Annotated in this window: 16 protein-coding genes; 8 read left to right on the plus strand and 8 right to left on the minus strand. The window is 42.6% G+C overall.

All coding sequences use genetic code 11. The features are described from left to right. Nucleotides 1-55 precede the first annotated feature (55 nt). The 3 genes from nadE to CHF41_RS04750 form a co-directional block, all read right to left on the minus strand. Entirely contained in the window at nt 56-880 is an 825-nt protein-coding gene (nadE, locus tag CHF41_RS04740) for an ammonia-dependent NAD(+) synthetase (protein ID WP_119876216.1), read from the minus strand. After that, nucleotides 877-2,340 (minus strand): nicotinate phosphoribosyltransferase, encoded by a 1,464-nt coding sequence (locus tag CHF41_RS04745; protein ID WP_162911954.1) that lies wholly within the window; start codon nt 2,338-2,340, stop codon nt 877-879. The genes nadE and CHF41_RS04745 overlap by 4 nt, the downstream gene beginning before the upstream one ends. Nucleotides 2,341-2,515: 175 nt before the next feature. Beyond that, entirely contained in the window at nt 2,516-3,157 is a 642-nt protein-coding gene (locus CHF41_RS04750; protein WP_119876218.1) for a prepilin peptidase, read from the minus strand. A gap of 97 nt (nt 3,158-3,254) precedes the next feature. Here CHF41_RS04750 and mnmL point away from each other — a divergent pair, with 97 nt between their 5' ends. From mnmL to CHF41_RS04770, 4 genes are read left to right on the plus strand one after another with little or no spacing between them, the layout of a single operon-like run. Further along, nucleotides 3,255-4,190 (plus strand): tRNA modification radical SAM protein MnmL/YtqA, encoded by a 936-nt coding sequence (mnmL, locus tag CHF41_RS04755; RefSeq protein ID WP_075103952.1) that lies wholly within the window; start codon nt 3,255-3,257, stop codon nt 4,188-4,190. Continuing rightward, the gene (gene mnmM / locus CHF41_RS04760; protein ID WP_119876219.1) at nt 4,184-4,741 is read left to right on the plus strand and encodes a tRNA 5-(aminomethyl)-2-thiouridylate-methyltransferase MnmM; all 558 of its coding nucleotides are present in this window, start codon (nt 4,184-4,186) and stop codon (nt 4,739-4,741) included. The genes mnmL and mnmM overlap by 7 nt, the downstream gene beginning before the upstream one ends. After that, complete coding sequence (locus tag CHF41_RS04765) at nt 4,734-4,988, plus strand: hypothetical protein (protein ID WP_119876220.1); 255 nt, start codon at nt 4,734-4,736, stop codon at nt 4,986-4,988. Before mnmM ends, CHF41_RS04765 begins: the two co-directional genes overlap by 8 nt. An 11-nt stretch (nt 4,989-4,999) precedes the next feature. Next, on the plus strand, nt 5,000-7,054 hold the full coding sequence (locus CHF41_RS04770; RefSeq protein ID WP_119876221.1) for a cation:proton antiporter: 2,055 nt from the start codon (nt 5,000-5,002) through the stop codon (nt 7,052-7,054). A gap of 199 nt (nt 7,055-7,253) precedes the next feature. On the opposite strand, the gene CHF41_RS04775 is transcribed toward CHF41_RS04770, so the two are convergent. Both CHF41_RS04775 and CHF41_RS04780 read right to left on the minus strand, forming a co-directional pair. After that, nucleotides 7,254-8,033, minus strand: a complete 780-nt coding sequence (locus CHF41_RS04775) for an ABC transporter ATP-binding protein (protein WP_119876222.1) — start codon at nt 8,031-8,033, stop codon at nt 7,254-7,256. A 57-nt stretch (nt 8,034-8,090) separates the two neighbouring features. After that, nucleotides 8,091-8,870 (minus strand): trypsin-like serine peptidase, encoded by a 780-nt coding sequence (locus tag CHF41_RS04780; protein WP_119876223.1) that lies wholly within the window; start codon nt 8,868-8,870, stop codon nt 8,091-8,093. 214 nt (nt 8,871-9,084) lie between these two features. Here CHF41_RS04780 and CHF41_RS04785 point away from each other — a divergent pair, with 214 nt between their 5' ends. Both CHF41_RS04785 and pflA read left to right on the plus strand, forming a co-directional pair. Continuing rightward, on the plus strand, nt 9,085-10,443 hold the full coding sequence (locus CHF41_RS04785; RefSeq protein ID WP_119876224.1) for a hemolysin family protein: 1,359 nt from the start codon (nt 9,085-9,087) through the stop codon (nt 10,441-10,443). A 266-nt stretch (nt 10,444-10,709) separates the two neighbouring features. After that, on the plus strand, nt 10,710-11,501 hold the full coding sequence (gene pflA, locus CHF41_RS04790) for a pyruvate formate-lyase-activating protein (RefSeq protein WP_119876225.1): 792 nt from the start codon (nt 10,710-10,712) through the stop codon (nt 11,499-11,501). Nucleotides 11,502-11,685: 184 nt separating this feature from the next. Here pflA and CHF41_RS04795 read toward each other — a convergent pair whose 3' ends face one another. After that, nucleotides 11,686-13,383 (minus strand): M3 family oligoendopeptidase, encoded by a 1,698-nt coding sequence (locus CHF41_RS04795; protein WP_119876226.1) that lies wholly within the window; start codon nt 13,381-13,383, stop codon nt 11,686-11,688. 137 nt (nt 13,384-13,520) lie between these two features. On the opposite strand from CHF41_RS04795, the gene CHF41_RS04800 reads away from it, so the two are divergent. Continuing rightward, nucleotides 13,521-14,456 (plus strand): manganese-dependent inorganic pyrophosphatase, encoded by a 936-nt coding sequence (locus CHF41_RS04800; RefSeq protein WP_119876227.1) that lies wholly within the window; start codon nt 13,521-13,523, stop codon nt 14,454-14,456. A gap of 173 nt (nt 14,457-14,629) precedes the next feature. Further along, nucleotides 14,630-15,307: a DUF1803 domain-containing protein gene (locus tag CHF41_RS04805; RefSeq protein ID WP_119877138.1), complete on the plus strand. Its 678-nt coding sequence runs from the start codon at nt 14,630-14,632 to the stop codon at nt 15,305-15,307. A gap of 422 nt (nt 15,308-15,729) precedes the next feature. On the opposite strand, the gene CHF41_RS04810 is transcribed toward CHF41_RS04805, so the two are convergent. Continuing rightward, on the minus strand, nt 15,730-16,332 hold the full coding sequence (locus CHF41_RS04810; protein ID WP_119876228.1) for a DUF2599 domain-containing protein: 603 nt from the start codon (nt 16,330-16,332) through the stop codon (nt 15,730-15,732). A 586-nt stretch (nt 16,333-16,918) separates the two neighbouring features. Next, nucleotides 16,919-18,085, minus strand: coding sequence for a DUF2974 domain-containing protein (locus CHF41_RS04815; protein WP_119876229.1), 1,167 nt, complete (start codon nt 18,083-18,085; stop codon nt 16,919-16,921). Nucleotides 18,086-18,270: the final 185 nt, after the last annotated feature.

Genomic DNA, 18,270 nt, shown 5'->3' on the forward strand with positions numbered 1-18,270 from the left:
CTGGAAAAATAGAAAAAAGCTGGAATTTCCCCAGCCTTATCTATGTTACAGAATATTATTTCCAAAAATCATCAAAGATGCTGATTGGTAGATGACGTTTGTGTTCAGTCTTCTTCCACCAATTCTCAATAATAGTTTGGGCTTGTGAATCGATGTTCTTGCCTTCGAGGTAATCATCGATGTTTTCATAGGTCACACCGAGCGCAACCTCATCTGCTAGACCTGGTTTATCTTCTTCCAAATCAGCCGTAGGAACCTTCTCGTAGAGGGCCTTGTCTGCTCCGAGTTCAGCCAAAAGAGCCTTCCCTTGGCGTTTATTGAGGCGGAAAAGGGGAAGAATATCTGCGCCACCGTCACCGAATTTGGTGAAGAAGCCCGTGATGTTTTCAGCTGCATGGTCAGTCCCAATCACCGCACCAGCGTAACTCCCTGCAAGGGCATACTGGGCAATCATGCGACTTCTAGCTTTGATATTTCCCTTGTTAAAGTCTGAAACATGAGAACCAGTAGCTTCGACTGCCTTGGTCATGGCGTCCACGCTCTCCTTAATATTGACGACTAGACTAACATCGGGCTTGATAAAGCTTAGGGCTGCCTGGGCATCATCTTCATCTGCTTGAATACCGTAAGGCAAGCGAACTGCGATGAATTGGTAGGTTTCGTTGCCTGTTTCGGCCCTCATTTCTTCGATTGCTAGTTGCGCCAAACGACCTGCCAAGGTCGAATCTTGACCGCCAGAAATGCCTAGAACGTAACTTTTTAAAAAGGGATGTTTTTTGAGGTAATCTTTCAAGAAATCAATCGACTTGCGGATTTCTTCCTGAGGATTGATGATTGGTTGAACACCTAATTGCTTGATAATCGTTTCTTGTAGGCTCATTTATTCTCCTTTTGGCTCAACCGAGTTTGGTTGCGCACTTGCTGAATGAGATTCATCTTGTGATCCCAGACATCTTGTGCCAAATCAACTGGGTAATCTTGTGGATTGAGCATGCGTTTGTATTCGTCCCAGAGTTGGTCAAATTGCGTGTTGGCATAGGCTTGAATATCTGGTAGACTTGGCAATTCGTAGACGAGTTTACCCTTATCAAAAATATCCACCAAGAGAGGAACTGCTTCAAAATCAGTCACTGTTTTATTGATATAGGTGTAGGTCGGGTGGAACATGTGAATCGACTGCATTTCAGTCACATCGGTATCCGCAAAAGTGATGTAGTCACCTTCGGTTTTGCCTTTTTCACAACTCGTAATCCGCCAGACTTGTTTTTTCCCTGGTGTTGATACTTTTTCTACATTGGAAGAGAGTTTAATGGTATCTCGCATATTCCCATTTTCATCTTCGATGGAGACAATCTTATAAACCGCACCTAAAGCTGGCTGATCATAAGCGGTGATGAGCTTGGTACCAACACCCCAGACATCGATTTTTGCCTTTTGCATTTTCAGGTTCAAAATGGTATTTTCGTCAAGGTCGTTAGAAGCGTAGATTTTAGCTTCTGTATAGCCTGCATCGTCAAGCTGTTGGCGAACTTTTTTAGAGATGTAAGCCATGTCGCCTGAGTCAATACGAACACCGAGGAAGTTAATCTTATCGCCAAATTCCTTAGCAACCCGAATGGCAGCAGGAACACCGAGACGCAAGGTATCATAGGTGTCAACCAAGAAGACACAATTTTTATGGGTAGATGCGTAGGCTTTGAAAGAATCGTAATCGTTACCGTAGGTTTGTACCAAGGCATGGGCATGGGTACCAGCTACTGGAATCCCGAAGATTTTCCCTGCACGGACATTTGAAGTTGCTCCAGCGCCACCGATAAAGGCTGCACGGGTCCCCCAAATAGCGGCATCCATTTCCTGAGCACGTCTAGTTCCAAATTCAAGGAGTGGTTCATCTTCCAAAATTGCCTTGATTCGTCGCGCCTTGGTCGCAATCAAGGTTTGGTAGTTCACGATATTGAGAATCGCTGTTTCAACCAACTGACATTGGGCGAGAGGCCCTTCGATTTGCATGATAGGTTCATTGGCAAAGACTAAGTCCCCTTCTTTAGCAGAACGGACAGTCAAGGAAAATGTTAATTGATCTAAATAGCTTAGAAAATCTTCTGGATACCCCAATTCCCGCAAATAGTCTAAATCGGTCTGAGTAAATGACAGGTTTGACAGATAATGAACAACCCGCTCCAAACCAGCAAAGACCGCGTACCCATTATGGAAAGGTAACTTTCTAAAATAAACCTCAAACACCGCATGCTTTTCATGAATCCCCTGCTCAAAATACACCTGAGCCATATTGATTTGATACAAATCCGTGTGCAACGTTAAACTATCATCAGAATAAATGCTCATCTTATTCTCCTCCTGTTACTAATAGTATAGCATAAAAAAACAGCCCAGTGGGCTGTTTTTTCACCACGCCTAGAAATGGAGAAGCGAGGCACTTAAGGTGGACCGTTTTTTCATCTTAACTCGGAAACAGAAACAAGCGCTACTATTTTGAAACTAGGATATGGAACGTCTAGACCAACTGCACCATCAAGCTTGCCAGAAACAGGTAAGGGACATAAGGAAGAGATTTTGGTGCAAATAGTTTGAACATGAGTAGCCCCAATACGCTAGCCAGTTGGATGATCCAAAGAAGGTCGGAGAGAGGAAAGAGAAGCGATAGACTAGCTAGATAGAAAAAGTCACCTGATCCGATATTGAGCTTATAGGTCTCTGCAAGGATGCCGAGAGCAATGAAACCACAAAAGATCCAGTTGAGGCTTGAAAGTAGTAGAGCTAGAAAGGTAAAAGCTAGCCAGACCATAAGGGGATATTCCTGGTGCTTTACATCGTAGATACTTAGCACCAGACCAGCAAACAACAGGGTGCATTGGAGCATGGAAATCACACCTTGAACAAGCAGGAGTATCAGTCCAGCAGAAATCAATTCCAGTCCTACATACCAGTAGGGAATGTTTGCCTTGCAATAGCGACATTTGAAATGCAGTATGAGTTGGGAAACAATCGGAATCATGTCCCAGCATTTGAGAGGCTCTTTGCAGTGATTGCAGTGGCTCCTAGGAAAGACAAGAGATGTATCAGGAAAACGGTCGATAACCAGACCTAAGAATGAGCCGATGGAGGCTCCTAAACAAATCAATAATACAATCTTCATACCTATCTATTCGTAAAGGATTTGCAAAAGTCAAAAGAAAAATGATTTTTCAAATTTTTTCGCTCCTGCAATTCGTGAAATATGGTAGAATAGGAGAATGAAATCTTACAATGCCTTGAATGATTATTATCGGAAATTATTTGGAGAAAAGACCTTTAAAGTGCCGATTGATGCGGGGTTTGATTGTCCCAATCGTGACGGTACTGTGGCTAAGGGGGGCTGTACATTTTGTACGGTGTCAGGCTCTGGAGATGCCATTGTAGCGCCTGATGCCCCCATTCGGGAGCAATTTTATAAGGAAATTGACTTCATGCACCGCAAGTGGCCCGAGGTTAGAAAATACTTGGTCTATTTCCAAAATTTCACCAATACCCATGACAAGGTCGAGGTGATTCGTGAGCGGTATGAACAGGCGATTAACGAGCCAGGAGTTGTTGGAATCAATATCGGAACTCGTCCAGACTGCCTACCAGATGAGACGATTGCCTATTTAGCGGAACTGTCTGAGCGCATGCACGTGACAGTTGAGTTGGGCTTGCAGACGACCTTTGAAGAAACGTCAGACTTGATTAACCGTGCGCATTCTTATGAGCTTTATGTAGAAACGGTGAAACGCCTGCGGAAATTTCCCAAGATTGAAATTGTGTCGCATTTGATTAACGGACTGCCTGGTGAGACGCATGAGATGATGCTAGAAAATGTCCGCCGTTGTGTGACGGATAATGATATTCAAGGGATTAAATTGCACCTACTACACCTGATGACCAATACGCGTATGCAGCGGGATTACCATGAAGGACGTTTGCAGCTACTCAGTCAAGAAGAGTATGTCAATATTATCTGTGACCAGTTGGAGATTATCCCCAAGCACATCGTCATTCATCGGATTACCGGAGACGCTCCTCGTGATATGCTGATTGGGCCTATGTGGAGCCTCAACAAATGGGAAGTGCTGAATGCGATTGAAGATGAAATGCGTCGCCGTGGGAGCGTGCAAGGTTGTAAGGCAAAGGAGCAGAAGTTTACATGTTAAGACCTTTAGAAATGGCACATCAGTTTTTAGCAGAAGTGGTGACAAAAGAAGATATCGTGGTGGATGCCACCATGGGAAATGGACATGATACCCTGTTTCTCGCTGAGCGTGCTAAAAAAGTGGTGGCTTTTGATATTCAAGAGCAGGCACTAGAAAAGACTGCGGAGCGATTAGCTACCGCTGGTTTGACCAATGTCGAGTTAGTCTTAGCAGGACATGAGCAGGTAGACGCCTATATCGATACAATCAAGGCAGGAATTTTTAACCTCGGCTATCTGCCTAGTGCAGACAAGTCGGTCATTACCCAGCCTCAGACAACTCTGCTCGCCCTTGAAAAATTATGCCAACGCTTGGTAGTTGGTGGTCGGATTGCGGTCATGATTTATTATGGCCATGAGGGAGGGGATGTGGAGCGTGATGTGGTCTTGGACTTTGTGACTAAGCTCCCTCAACAGGAATTTACCGCAGTGATTTACCGTACTCTCAATCAGGTCAATCACCCGCCCTTTCTAGTAATGCTTGAAAAAATAAAGGAATACAACCATGGATAAAAAATACTTACAGGAAAAATTAGCAGGTCTCAGAAGCAAATACGTTGATTCCAACGCAGGTGAGCAGCTGGCTAAGAAATTTGATGATGCGCATTTGAGTAAAAAAATGACCAAAATCAAGCAAAAGTTGATCAGCTTAGAAATGGAACGCTGCCAGAAGCAGATTGAGCATCGAGATTTATCTAAAATCGACGAAAAAATTTCTGAGCAACGGCTCTTGTTTGAGAAGTGCTGCAATGAAAAATAAGGAGGTAGTGGATGACAGTACTCCTTTATCTGATTGTCTTTTTACTCGTTCTGATTGCCTCAAACGCAGCTAATAAATTATTTCCCCGTCTTCCCTTGCCCCTCCTACAAATTGTCTCAGGGGTTTTATTGGGATTGTGTCTGCCACAGGGGCAATTTCATCTGGATACAGAAGCCTTTCTAGCCTTGGTCATCGGTCCCCTCTTGTTTCGGGAAGCAGAAGAAAGTGATGTGACTAGTATTTTACGCTACTGGCGGATTATTTTGTTTTTGATTTTCCCGGTGATTTTTATTTCGACCTTGAGTATCGGCTATATGGCGCATGTTTTGTGGGCGACGCTTCCCCTAGCAGCCTGCTTGGCGGCGGGAGCCGCCCTTGGACCGACTGATTTGGTGGCCTTTGCTTCTTTGTCAGAACGCTTCACCTTTGCTAAGCGAGTGGAGAGTATTTTAAAAGGAGAGGGTTTGCTTAATGATGCCAGTGGTCTAGTTGCCTTTCAGGTTGCAGTTTCTGCCTGGGTAACAGGGAGTTTTTCCTTAGAAAAAGCAGGTATCTCCTTGCTCTTTTCTATCATCGGTGGTTTTGCAGTTGGAGCGTTTACAGCCTTTCTCAATCAGAGCTTGCATCGCTTGCTCTTGAGTGTGCGGGCGTCTGATATTGCCGGGCAATTGTTGTTAGAGCTGAGTCTGCCCTTATTGACCTTCTTTTTAGCAGAAGAGATTCATGTGTCAGGAATCATCGCGGTTGTTGTTGCAGGGATTTTCAAGGCTAGCCGTTTTAAGAATATCACCCTCCTAGAAGCGCAGGTGGATACGGTGACCGACACGGTCTGGCATACGGTGACCTTCATGCTTAACGGCTCCGTCTTTGTCATATTAGGGATTGAGCTACGCTTGATTTTGGAACCAATTCTCCGCAGTCCGATTTACGACAATCTTTTCTTATTAATTACCGTTTTGGTCTTGACCCTCTTGATGTTCAGCCTTCGCTTTGTCATGATTTATGGCTTCTATGGCTTTCGGATGCTGCGCTTAAAGAAAAAAATGTCCTATGCTTTGACAGATAGTCTGTTGCTGACCTTTTCAGGGGTGAAAGGAACAGTGTCCATTGCGACTATTCTCTTGATTCCCGCAACCCTAGGACGGGAATATCCGCTCTTACTCTTTATTGTAGCAGGTGTGACACTACTTAGCTTCTTGTCTGGCTTGGTGGTGCTACCGCATTTGTCTGATAGAAAGGAAGAAACCAAAGATTATCTGATGCACATTGCTATTTTAAACGATGTCGTCATGGAACTAGAAGCGGATTTGAGCCATACCAAGATCAAGGGTCCTCTTTATGCAGCTATTGATAATTACCACGGGCGGATTGAAAATCTCATTTTAGAGCAGGAGGACAAGTCGGTTCGTAGAGATTTGGCTAGTCTTCAGCTCTTGATTCTCAGTATTGAAAATGACGGTCTCGAGCAGGCCTATGAGGAAGGCAAGATTGATGATAGGTCTTACCACCTCTATCAGCGTTATCTATTAGCTATGGAACAGCGAATTAATCGCAATCTGGCTTCTCGTTTCACCTATTTCTGGATTGTCTTTTGGCGGGTGTCCCGCTTGATTCTCCACGAAATTGTGACCTTAGGTGCGAGACTTCGCTCATGGCGCAAAAAAGAAAAACGGCATTTGACCAAGGACGAGATTGAAAGTATTGCCGAGCTTTATCTAGCTAATACCGAGGTCATCGTGGAGAGTTTGGAGCACTTGAAAGGAATTTATAAAAATTCTTTAATTAATTTCTTACAGGATGCCCGTTTGCGCGAGACCGCCATTATCGGTAGTGGTGCTTTTATCGAGCGGGTTATCACACGAATGAAGCCTAACAATATCAATGAAATGATGCGGGGCTACTATCTGGAACGTAAAATTATCTTTGAATATGAAGAACAGGGCTTGATTTCTGCTAGCTATGCCAAGTATTTGCGGCAGAATGTCAACAATTTAGAAAATTATTCCCTCAAGGAAACCGTCAATACTCTTCCCTATGATGTGATGAATTATGCCCGAAAAGGATAGAACCAAAATAAGGAACTTATCAATCGCTTGATTGGTAAGTTTTTTGTTTTGACTGCGGACACTCGTTACTCGTCTTACCTCGCGCACATCGAAACGCACATACCATATATGTGATAGATTCATTGAAAAACAATCAGACTTAGAATGCAGTGAACAATTGTTCAGCTAAAAACCCAGACGGACGCGTCTAGGGTTTTCGTTATACAATCGGTTTGATAAAGACTCTCTCTTCTCCTAGCGGAATCAACTCGACTTGTTGGTCGTAGAATTGGCAGAGGATGTTTGGGGTGAGAATGTCTGCTTTCGGTCCCTTTGCGAGAATTTTTCCGTCTTTTAAGAGAAGAACGTGGGTGAAAGATTGGGTGATTTCTTCTGCGTGGTGGGTGACGGAGATGATAGCAGGTGCCTTTGGGAGTTTGCAGATTTGCTCAATATGCTTGAGCAGGCGCTCGCGGGCTAGCAGGTCGAGCCCAACAGTTGCCTCATCTAAAATCAATAGCTCTGGCTCTTCCATGAGACTGCGGGCAATGAGGAGCAATTGGCGCTCCCCTTGAGAGAGACTGGCATAGGTTCGCCCGATGAGATGTTCTGCATCTATTTGTCGCAACATGTCCTTGGCTTGATTTAACTCCGTTTCCTCGTATTCGCGGTAGAGAATGGAGGACTTGTATTTGCCAGTGAGGACGATTTGTTCGGCAGAGAGGTCGGTCGGAAAGCGTTCAGCTAGGAAAGAGCCGACAATCCCGATTTTTGTCCGTAAGGTCGGAATATCGCCCTTACCAAATTCGATACCTAGAACACTCAATTCTCCAGAACTCTTCCAAAATTCGGCTGTTAGAATCCGCAACAAGGTGGACTTGCCTGCCCCGTTGAGTCCGAGAATAGCCCATTGCTCGCCAGCCCTGTATTCCCAAGACAGACTATCTAAAATCGTTTTGCCCTGTCTGCGGTAGGAAAGTTTCTGCATGGAAAGAATCATATCGTACCTCTTTTCGTATTATTTCTACCATTATATCATAGAAATAAGGAACAAGGCTTACAGGTGTTTAGCGATAAATGCTCGAATCGTTTTGTCAAATAAGAGTCCGAAAGAGGTTGGGTTTTCAGTATCCTCGGTTGAGGCATTAGCGATACCAATCAATTCTCCGTCCTTGTTAAAGAGGGGTGATCCTGAGGATCCGCTAGCAATCAGTGCATCATAGGTCAGGAAGTTGCCATCAATCTCTTTAATTGTACCATGGCTGTCCCATAAGGTGCCACGTTCCTTATCTCCTGGATAACCAACGGCGCGAACGAAGTCTGAGACTTTGGTCTTGTTTACCGTTTCAAGACTGGCCATCTTTTGAATCTTAATGTGGCTGAGCGCCTTGTTTTCTGTAATTGGCGTTTTGAGCTTGATGATACCCACATCCATGCTTTCATCTTCTGGAGCAATCAGTTCCTTGACAGGAAGATCAATTGTTTTTCCATCTGTACCAATGACTCGGACAGCAGCCTCGTCGGCATTTTTAAAGGGGATGACCACATGACGATTGGTCAGAAGTGTATCAGGTGTGAGGAAGGTCGCTGTCCCAAATCCAGGTTTGTCTGTTGTTGTTTTGACCAAGGCAATACCGTTGTAGCTACTTGTCGCAATATCCGTAATCTGCTTACGACGACTTTCAGCAGTTTCTTTGGTCTCTTTTGATGTTATTTGTTGCGTGCTTTTAGGAGCAGGTGTCGTTTTTTTCTGAGTGGTACAACCCGCTAGGGCAAATCCTCCTGCTGATAGGAGGACTCCAAGCACGAGGAGCTGCGATAGTCGATTTTGTTTCATGTTGTTTCTCCTTTCGGGGTATTGAATAATGATAGTCTTATCATATCAAATACATCTCACGAACACCTATCCCCCATCTGAGCTTTGTCTGTTTTTTGTCAACTGTTGAACCACTCAAGTAAATTTGCAGTCTTTAGTCACATCTAAGTGACAAACTTTCTCAAAACATGGTATAATGGTTCTATTATATATTTTTATAGGAGACACATACATCATGGAAGACCCTGGTAGTCAGACCATTCATTTACAAATTTTATTATTGCTCTTGTTGACCTTGCTCAATGCCTTTTTCTCAGCTTCTGAGATGGCCTTGGTTTCCCTCAACCGTTCCCGTGTGGAACAAAAAGCAGCTGAGGGAGAAAAGAAATTTATTCGCTTATTAAACGTCCTTGAAAACCCCAATCATTTTCTATCGACTATTCAGGTCGGAATCACTTTTATCAGTATCTTGTCAGGTGCGAGCTTGGCAGGTGATTTAGGTGCTGTATTTGCTGGTTGGTTGGGGAATTCTGCGACGGCACAGACTGCTGGCTACTGGCTTGCGCTCGCCTTGTTGACCTTCATTTCCATCGTCCTTGGTGAACTCTATCCTAAGCGCATTGCCATGAACATGAAAGAAAATCTGGCGGTTATCTCTGCTCCCATTATCATCTTTTTGGGCAAGATTGTCAGTCCCTTTGTTTGGCTTTTGTCTGCTGCGACTAATCTCATCAGTCGGATGACACCGATGCAGTTTGATGATGCTGATGAAAAGATGACCCGTGATGAGATCGAGTACATTTTGACCACCCAGAGTGAGGAAACCCTAGACGCTGATGAAATTGAAATGTTGCAAGGGATTTTTGCACTGGATGAAATGGTGGCGCGTGAGGTGATGGTGCCGCGAACGGACGCTTTCATGGTCGATATTGAAGAAGATACGGCAACGATTATGGCCGATATTCTCAAGCAGAATTTTTCACGGATTCCAGTTTATGATGGCGACAAGGACAATATTATCGGTTTGATTCATACCAAGCGGATTTTGGCAGAAGGCTTTGAGAACGGCTTTGAAAATCTCAATATCCGTCGTATCATGCAGGAACCCCTCTTTGTACCAGAGACGATTTTTGTTGATGATTTGTTAAAAGCGCTTCGCAATACCCAAAATCAAATGGCCATTTTACTCGATGAGTACGGTGGTGTGGCAGGGATTGTCACCCTTGAAGACTTGTTAGAAGAAATTGTTGGGGAAATCGATGATGAGACAGATAAAACAGAAGTCTTTGTCCGAGAAATCGCAGAGCATACCTACATTGTTCAGGGAAATATGACCTTGAATGACTTCAATGAGCACTTTGATACGGAGCTAGAAAGCGATGATGTAGACACGATTGCAGGATTCTATCTGACAGGTCTTGGAACCATTCCAAGTCAGGAAGAAAAAGAAGCCTACGAAGTGGATAACCACGGCTACCACTTAGTTATGATCAATGATAAGGTCAAAAATGGCCGTGTGACCAAGCTCAAACTCCTCATCACACCGCTTGCAGTAGAAGAAGACGTAAAAGATAAAAAAGAAAAGAAAGACTGAGCCGTGGCTTAGTCTTTTAAAATCAAACTCTGACCGTATGTAGACAAAAAATGGAGATACTTTCTTAGGTAGTGCGGACGCAAGTAAACTTTAAAGCAGTTTCAATTACTTATTTTTGAGCCTAAGATCCAAAAATCCTACTGTAGATTTGATAAACTATGAAAGGAGTTCTTCTGCAAGAATATTTTTCATCTTCACAATCCTTCATACAAACGCTTTCCTAAATTTATGATATAATAAATCTATCAAGAAGTGAGGAAGAGAGAATGGAAGTAGTAGATTACAAAAATGTAACAGGTCTAGTGCATTCAACGGAGAGTTTTGGAGCGGTAGATGGTCCGGGCATTCGGTTTGTAGTATTCATGCAGGGCTGCCACATGCGTTGCCAGTATTGTCATAATCCTGACACTTGGGACTTGGTCAATCCTGCGGCAACTGAGCGGACGGCAGAAGATGTGCTCAATGAAGCCATTCGCTACAAGGGCTTCTGGGGAAAAGAAGGAGGTATTACCGTATCAGGTGGAGAAGCGACCATTCAGATTGACTTTTTGATTGCCCTGTTTACGCTAGCAAAAGAAAAGGGGATTCATACGACTCTTGATACTTGTGCTCTTACTTTCCGCAATACGCCTAAGTATTTAGAAAAATATGCTAAGCTCATGGAAGTGACCGATTTGGTCTTGCTGGACATTAAGGAAATGAACCCTGACCAGCACCGCTTTGTAACGGGACATAGCAATAAGACCATTTTAGAATGCGCCCGCTACCTCTCTGATATTGGCAAGCCTGTCTGGATTCGCCATGTTTTGGTGCCAAACTTAACAGACTGTGATGAAGACTTGATTGAATTAGGGAAATTTGTTAAGACCTTGGACAACGTTGAGCGTTTTGAAGTGCTTCCTTACCATAACCTAGGTGAATTTAAATGGCGGGAATTGGGTCGACCATACCCGTTAGAAGGAACCAAACCACCTACCAAGGCCCGCGTTGAAAATGCCAAAAACCTTATGGATACAGAAAGCTATCAGGACTACCTGAACCGTGTGCGGGGGAATTGAGGGACGCTAATCCAGTTTGAATTGAAAACGACAAGAAGAGGCTGGGCAAAAAGTCTTACAAATAGTAAATGGCTTAGATTAACGTTGTCAAGAAACGTTGATTCTAAGCCATTTTATATTGTTCAGTTTTTAAGAGAAAGGTCAAAAATTGAGTTTTTATCCAGCTTCTTTTAGTGTTTATATGTTAGAAACTCGCGTCATCCACGCTATCTAACCAGTCACTGGCTGCTTTTGTGGTTGCAAGAAGAGCACCTTCTTTGAATGGTGATTCAAGGTTGGCTGCTGCAACGACTTGAAGGAAGGATTTTGTTCCACCTAGGTCACAGATACGAAGGTAGTCTTCCCAAGCAGTTTCGTCGTGATCGACCTGCGTGCGTTTCCAGAATTGGAGGGCGCAGACCTGAGCAAGAGTATAGTCGATGTAGTAGAATGGGCTTGCAAAGATATGTCCCTGACGGTACCAGAAGATGCCACGGTTAAGGGCTTCTGATTCAGAGAAATCACGGTCAGGCAGATAAAGCCCTTCTAAACGTTTCCACGTCGCCTTGCGTTCTGCTGGTGTCATGGCTGGATTTTCATAAATTTCATGTTGGAAATGATCCACAAGGACACCGTATGGCAAGAAGAGAAGAGCGCTTGCTAAGTGAGTAAACTTGTACTTATCCACTTGGTCGTTGAAGAAGCGCTCCATCCAAGGCCAGGTCATAAATTCCATAGACATGGAGTGGATTTCACAGGTCTCATAGGTTGGCCAGATGACTTCAGGGCTTGCAATCCAGCGTGAGCGATAGACTTGGAAGGCGTGTCCAGCTTCGTGGGTCAAGACATCGATATCGCCACTTGTGCCATTGAAGTTTGAGAAGATAAATGGGCTCTTGTAGTCAGGGATATAGGTACAGTAGCCCCCGCTATCTTTACCAGTTTTTGCGACCAGGTCAAGCAGATCATGCTCAATCATAAAGTCGAAAAATTCGCCTGTTTCTGCGGACAATTCATGGTACATTTTTTGTGCTTCGCCGACGATAAAGTCAGGGTCACCTTGCGGCGTTGGATTTCCATCGAGAAATTCTAGAGCTAGGTCATAGTGTTTGAGACTTGGAACTTGAATCCGTTTTGCTTGGCGTTCGCGTAATTTTTGTACGATTGGTACGACATGCTTGAGGATTTCCTCGCGGTAGACCTTAACCATATCACGGTTGTAGTCGAAGCGATTCATTGAGACATAGCCATATTCGACATAGTCTTTAAAGCCAAGTGTATGGGCAATCTCAGTCCGCACCTTGACCAATTCATCGTAAACACGGTCGAACTCTTCTTCTTTACTTGCAAAATAAGCTGTTGAAGCGTCAGAAGCTGTCTTACGAATCTTGCGGTCAGTCGATTGGGCAAACGGTGTCATTTGTGCGAGATTGTAGGTTTGACCCTCAAAGTCAATTTGTGCGCCAGCAATCAAGCTATTGTACTGATCAACGAGGTCATTTTCTTTTTGGAAAAGAGGAATGGCTTCAGATGAAAAGATTTTCTGTTTGTTTTCAGCTAGCATGAAGAAGGTTTCTGGTAGAAATTCGCTTAATTCCGCACGGAATGGACACGCAAGTATCGCCTGGTAGTAGGCTGTTGTCAACTCTTCAAAGAGAGGTAGATGCTCATTCCAAAACTTGGTTTCTTCATTGTAAAATTCATCATTCATATCGATAGAATGACGAATACTCCAAAGATTCATCTGTGTGTCAATGGTTGCATTAATCTTCGTGATCTTTTTTACGCTATCAAGCGCTTCGTTTGCAGAGGGAGCTTGGCGCAATTGCTGGGTCAAGTCTGCCATCTGTTCTTTTATGAGAGCATAATCAGGGCGAGTATAGGTATAGTCTGTAAATTTCATAGGGATTTCCTTTCCATTGTTCTACCTACTATCTTACCCTTTTTGAAAACGTTTTGCAAATCTTCTAGAAAGAATGTTTCACAAGTGCCTGAAAATATGCTAAAATAGAATGAATAATGCTTAAAGAGGTAAGATACATGTCTAAATTTTTAGTTTTTGGTCACCAAAATCCGGATACAGATGCGATCGCATCTTCGTATGGCTGGGCGTATTTGGAGCGTGAAGCCTTTGGTCGTGATGCGGAAAACGTAGCTCTTGGCACGCCAAATGAAGAAACAGCCTTTGCTCTTAATTATTTTGGTGTAGTAGCACCGCGCGTGGTAGAATCTGCAAAAGCAGAAGGTGTGGCGCAAGTCATCTTGACAGACCACAATGAGTTTCAACAGTCTATTTCTGACATCAAGGAAGTAGAAGTAGTAGCAGTTATCGACCACCACCGCGTGGCAAACTTTGAGACAGCAAATCCTCTTTATATGCGTTTAGAGCCAGTTGGATCAGCTTCATCAATCGTTTACCGTGCTTTCAAAGAAAATGATCTCACACCGCCAAAAGAAGTGGCAGGGATGCTCTTGTCTGGTTTGATTTCAGATACCTTGTTGCTCAAATCTCCAACGACTCATGCAAGCGACCCACAAGTGGCTGCAGAATTGGCAGAAATCGCAGGGGTGAACTTGGAAGAATACGGTCTTGCCATGTTGAAAGCAGGTACAAACCTTGCTAGTAAAACAGCAGATGAATTGATTGACATTGATGCTAAAACCTTTGAACTAAATGGCAATGCCGTTCGTGTAGCGCAGGTTAATACAGTTGATATTGCTGAAGTCTTGGAACGCCAAGCAGAAATTGAAGCAGCGATTGAAAAAGCAAGCAGCGAAAATGGCTACTCGGACTTTGTCTTGATGATTACCGATATCGTCAACTCAAACTCAGAAATCCTAGCACTCGGACAAAACATGGATAAGGTTGAAGCAGCCTTTAACTTCATCCTTGAAAATAATCATGCTTTCTTAGCTGGAGCCGTATCTCGTAAAAAACAAGTGGTGCCTCAGTTGACAGACAGCTTTAACAACTAATACTCTTTGAACATCAAACTCATACTTCGTTAACTCGTCTTAAAGAACCAGTAATTCTATTTACGACTTCGTTGTCGAGTCTGAATTTGCTTTTCTTTGAGTATAGGCGATTTACATAAACAAAGTCCTATTTGGTCTACCAAATAGGACTTTTTGTGTGGTATAATAATCTCATGATTAAAGTGTATCATCCTAGTAAGTTAACCCGTTCACGTTTTTTTCAAGATCTCATTCAGTATTTGGACCAGCATAGTGATGTGACCCTGCGACAGATTAAAAAAGAGTTTGCTACAGTCGCAACGGTTGATCGGCAATTGGACCGCTTTATTCAAGCAGGTTATATTCGCAGGCAGAATCGCCGCTATACCAATGCCTTTTCTTACTTGACGAGCTTAGAGGACTTGAGGCTAGACCAAGAAATCTTTGTTGAGACGACCAGTCCGATTTTTGAGGAATTAAGCCGTGCAACCTTTACAGTTGCAACAAGCAATTCCACCAACAAGGTCATCATCGAGGAAGAAGTTGATGCGCTTCGGGAGCGCTTGACCTTGTCATCTTATTTTTACAAGTTGTCCAACCAGCTTCCTTTATCAAGGGAGCAAGAAGCTCTTTATCAGCTCTTGGGCGATGTCAATCAGGACTATGCGATGAAGTATATGACCACCTTTTTGTTAAAATTTGCACGAAAAGAAAGGGTCATCCAACGGCGGACAGATATTTTTGTCAGAGCCTTAGAAATCCTAGGATTCATCAAAGAAATCGAGGCGCAGACCTATATTCTGACGATGGGATTGGAGAAGGAAAATCTGCTATTTGTCTTTCCAAAAGATTGTTCTTTTTCGGAAATATAAAACTAAAATAGTAAATAATTTCTTGGTAGTACTGATTTTTAGCATTTTAGATGTAATTTAAAACATAGCTATAAATGGGATGAGAGCTACAAAATAGTATTTTTATTCACTTTATACAGTTAAAAAACGACAATTCATCGAATACAGAATTGTCGTTTTGGTTTATACTTTTTTGTAAAAGCTATATAAACAGTAACTAAAAGTTAGTATTATATTAGTTACCATACAAATGAATGGTAGAGGACTGGATCTTACAATATTTAAGTCACTAGCAAACCCAATTAAAATTTGATTTAGTACAGAAATAGATAAAATACTGAATAAAACTATTTGAATTAAGGAACTATTTATCTTTCCTATTATGATGATAATAGTTATAAAAAGACAGAGTAATTGAATTAAATTAAAATAAATTTCCATAACTAAGGATTACAACCATGAGCGATAACACTGGTTAAATTCGTATCGGTTCTCCAAGGTTCGATATTCCATGGATTTTTTAATCTTCCAATAGTAAATGCATGGCATAAGAATTGTACTTCCATGGAAGCAGTATTTTTCCAATTCGGACTCGAACTATGACGGGCTTTCAATAATCTAAAAGCATTCGAAAAGTTAGCAGCTTTTGCATTTGGGTTTTCTCCACCAATGAACATAGCAGCGGGATAAAAATAACAACTTAATGTGATGCCATCAGAGCGTTTTACCCATCCTGTGTTACTTTTGAAATAGCCACTATGACTGTTTGCTCGTTCATACTGAGCAGCTTGATAATATAATTTAAATTCTTGAATATCTTTTTCTGTAATTACCACATCTTTTATAGCACTACATTGCCCAGTATTAGATACTGAATGGGCTAATGTTAATATTTGAGTAATATGTTCATCATTCATGTCCTGTTCGAAGCTGCTACTATATGTAGAAGTATCGTTTGCAAAAACAGGTTGAGAAACTATAGCAGATAAAGAAACGAGGGATAAAACAATTAAAAATGTAGGCAAAGATTTTTTTAAGAATTTCATTGTTATCCTACTTTCTAGTTAATATAAAAATATAAGTTAGTAGGTAGTAGGTAGTAGGTAGTAAATTTTATATTTCAGGTAATATCGTTTCCGAATGAATAATGACCTTTCTAACCTGAATACGCTTTCTAAAAAATGATAACATTTTTTGCCGATGTAGTCAACTGATTACATAATTGCCCGCATTTTTTTGAGAATATTCTAGTAATTTTAAGTCTTTATTGTAGATGATTTTTTGAAGATTGATAATTTGCTCCATTAAAATTCTGTATGGCTCATCATCTATACGCTTACTATATGGTAATCTATACAGCAGCTATATAAAATTTTTGCTAGCTATACGTTATATCAGATTGAAGAAAAAGTCTTTTTATTGCACCATCCTTATGTGCTTTCGGACATCAGCGACTTCCTTGGGAGTAAAATAATCCAGTGGATTATTTTAGCCCGAGCCCAGAAACAAGGAAGCGAGGATAATCGATTTCAACGAAATCACGACTTCTGTCACTTTTAGCACGGTGGTGGTGGCGGTATTGTGCTCGCTACGCTCGCAAATTTTCTAACCTTTATTCAATTTCACTATAATCTAGTCTTCTTTATCTTTATTTGTTAAACTTTGGAACCACTGGTTGACCTTGTCATAAGGCGTTGTCAGGGCTTCTTTCCAGATTTGGTAGCGGGTGTCAATCAGACGGCGAAAGAGTTTGTCAAGCATGTCTTTTTCTGCGTCGGTCAGGTTTTGTTGCTGCTGCATGAGGAGGCTGATTTTTTTCGGTGTGTCAACGGTAAAATCGTTGAGTCGCTCAATGCCTGCATCGATGAACATGCCAAAGAGGAGATCAAAGAAGCGCTTGAGTTCTTCGTCATTAAGGCTAGCTGTCCATGTTTTTAAGGTTTCGTCAACTTGAATGCTGTTTTCTGTCAGGGCAGGCGCCAGTTTGAAATCATGCCCTTCTACTTCCCAAGAAAAGCTGATATGCTGGAGTAGGCCAAAGGCCTTGCTTTCGACAATTTCTGCATTGTCAGGCGTTTCAAGGAGCATGCCGACAATGGAATTTTGCGGGATAATGGGCTGAATACGGTCTTTTATGGCTTGATAGCCACTCGATGCAATGACAGACGGATGCACACCTGGTGAATCATAGGCGATAATCTGGGCAATCCGCTGTTGGTCTGCTGTCATCATCTGGCTGCTGGCATAAATTGCAAGATTGCCGCCCTTTGAGTGTCCCGCTACGTAGATTGTCTGATCCGACATGCCCATGATGTGCTTGAGGTAGGTGGTCGCAGATTGTTGGGCGGGGATTTCTGCCATATAGGTCATGTGGAAGTCCTCTTTCCAGCCGATAATGGTGTCGTCTGTTCCTCTAAAAATGGTGACTAACTTGTCTTGACCGACTTTGTAGGTTAGGGCTGCAAATTGTTTTTCTTCTCCCTTGTCATAGTCATCGATAAAGGCAAGGACTTTGATTGCTTTGAAGCGTTTAGCGTCTTTTAGGAGTTGGAGCAGCTGGATTCGTTCAGGGGTGATTGTGACCGAAATATTTGGCGTTTCTCCGTGATAGAGTGCTTCAAATTGCGTAGCGACATGATCTAGTCGAGGGGTTTTTTCGGTGGTAAAGTCAGGCGCAACCAAGTCATTAAAGGGCAGGTAGGCAATCTCTGTCAAGGCTAGAATATCCAAGCGGTTGAGCGGGACGTCATAAAAATCCTGATGAGCTACTTCTTCGATATAATTCAGTAAGTTTGGCATAGATACTCCTATAAATATAGTTACATTATTATATCGTAAGCAAGGAAAAATCACAACAGCAAGCAGTTTAGAAGGTGTTGAGAAACCCCGACTGGGAAAATATAAGGCGAGTGTGCTTGCGTCCGCATAAATCAACAGGACGGGACTATAAATGACAAAAATGTTAGGTTGAAATATTTGGTTTT

The sequence above is a fragment of the Streptococcus respiraculi genome (genome assembly GCF_003595525.1).
Classification (GTDB): domain Bacteria; phylum Bacillota; class Bacilli; order Lactobacillales; family Streptococcaceae; genus Streptococcus; species Streptococcus respiraculi.

What these genes read in the sequence shown, in the direction of transcription:
- CHF41_RS04785 (WP_119876224.1), top strand. Translation starts at nt 9,085, where the DNA reads ATGGAAGACCCTGGTAGTCAGACCATTCATTTACAAATTTTATTATTG.
- mnmL (WP_075103952.1), top strand. Translation starts at nt 3,255, where the DNA reads ATGAAATCTTACAATGCCTTGAATGATTATTATCGGAAATTATTTGGA.
- CHF41_RS04750 (WP_119876218.1), bottom strand. Translation starts at nt 3,157, where the DNA reads ATGAAGATTGTATTATTGATTTGTTTAGGAGCCTCCATCGGCTCATTC.
- mnmM (WP_119876219.1), top strand. Translation starts at nt 4,184, where the DNA reads ATGTTAAGACCTTTAGAAATGGCACATCAGTTTTTAGCAGAAGTGGTG.
- CHF41_RS04810 (WP_119876228.1), bottom strand. Translation starts at nt 16,332, where the DNA reads ATGAAATTCTTAAAAAAATCTTTGCCTACATTTTTAATTGTTTTATCC.
- CHF41_RS04795 (WP_119876226.1), bottom strand. Translation starts at nt 13,383, where the DNA reads ATGAAATTTACAGACTATACCTATACTCGCCCTGATTATGCTCTCATA.
- CHF41_RS04770 (WP_119876221.1), top strand. Translation starts at nt 5,000, where the DNA reads ATGACAGTACTCCTTTATCTGATTGTCTTTTTACTCGTTCTGATTGCC.
- pflA (WP_119876225.1), top strand. Translation starts at nt 10,710, where the DNA reads ATGGAAGTAGTAGATTACAAAAATGTAACAGGTCTAGTGCATTCAACG.
- CHF41_RS04800 (WP_119876227.1), top strand. Translation starts at nt 13,521, where the DNA reads ATGTCTAAATTTTTAGTTTTTGGTCACCAAAATCCGGATACAGATGCG.
- CHF41_RS04775 (WP_119876222.1), bottom strand. Translation starts at nt 8,033, where the DNA reads ATGATTCTTTCCATGCAGAAACTTTCCTACCGCAGACAGGGCAAAACG.
- CHF41_RS04815 (WP_119876229.1), bottom strand. Translation starts at nt 18,085, where the DNA reads ATGCCAAACTTACTGAATTATATCGAAGAAGTAGCTCATCAGGATTTT.
- CHF41_RS04765 (WP_119876220.1), top strand. Translation starts at nt 4,734, where the DNA reads ATGGATAAAAAATACTTACAGGAAAAATTAGCAGGTCTCAGAAGCAAA.
- CHF41_RS04780 (WP_119876223.1), bottom strand. Translation starts at nt 8,870, where the DNA reads ATGAAACAAAATCGACTATCGCAGCTCCTCGTGCTTGGAGTCCTCCTA.
- nadE (WP_119876216.1), bottom strand. Translation starts at nt 880, where the DNA reads ATGAGCCTACAAGAAACGATTATCAAGCAATTAGGTGTTCAACCAATC.
- CHF41_RS04805 (WP_119877138.1), top strand. Translation starts at nt 14,630, where the DNA reads ATGATTAAAGTGTATCATCCTAGTAAGTTAACCCGTTCACGTTTTTTT.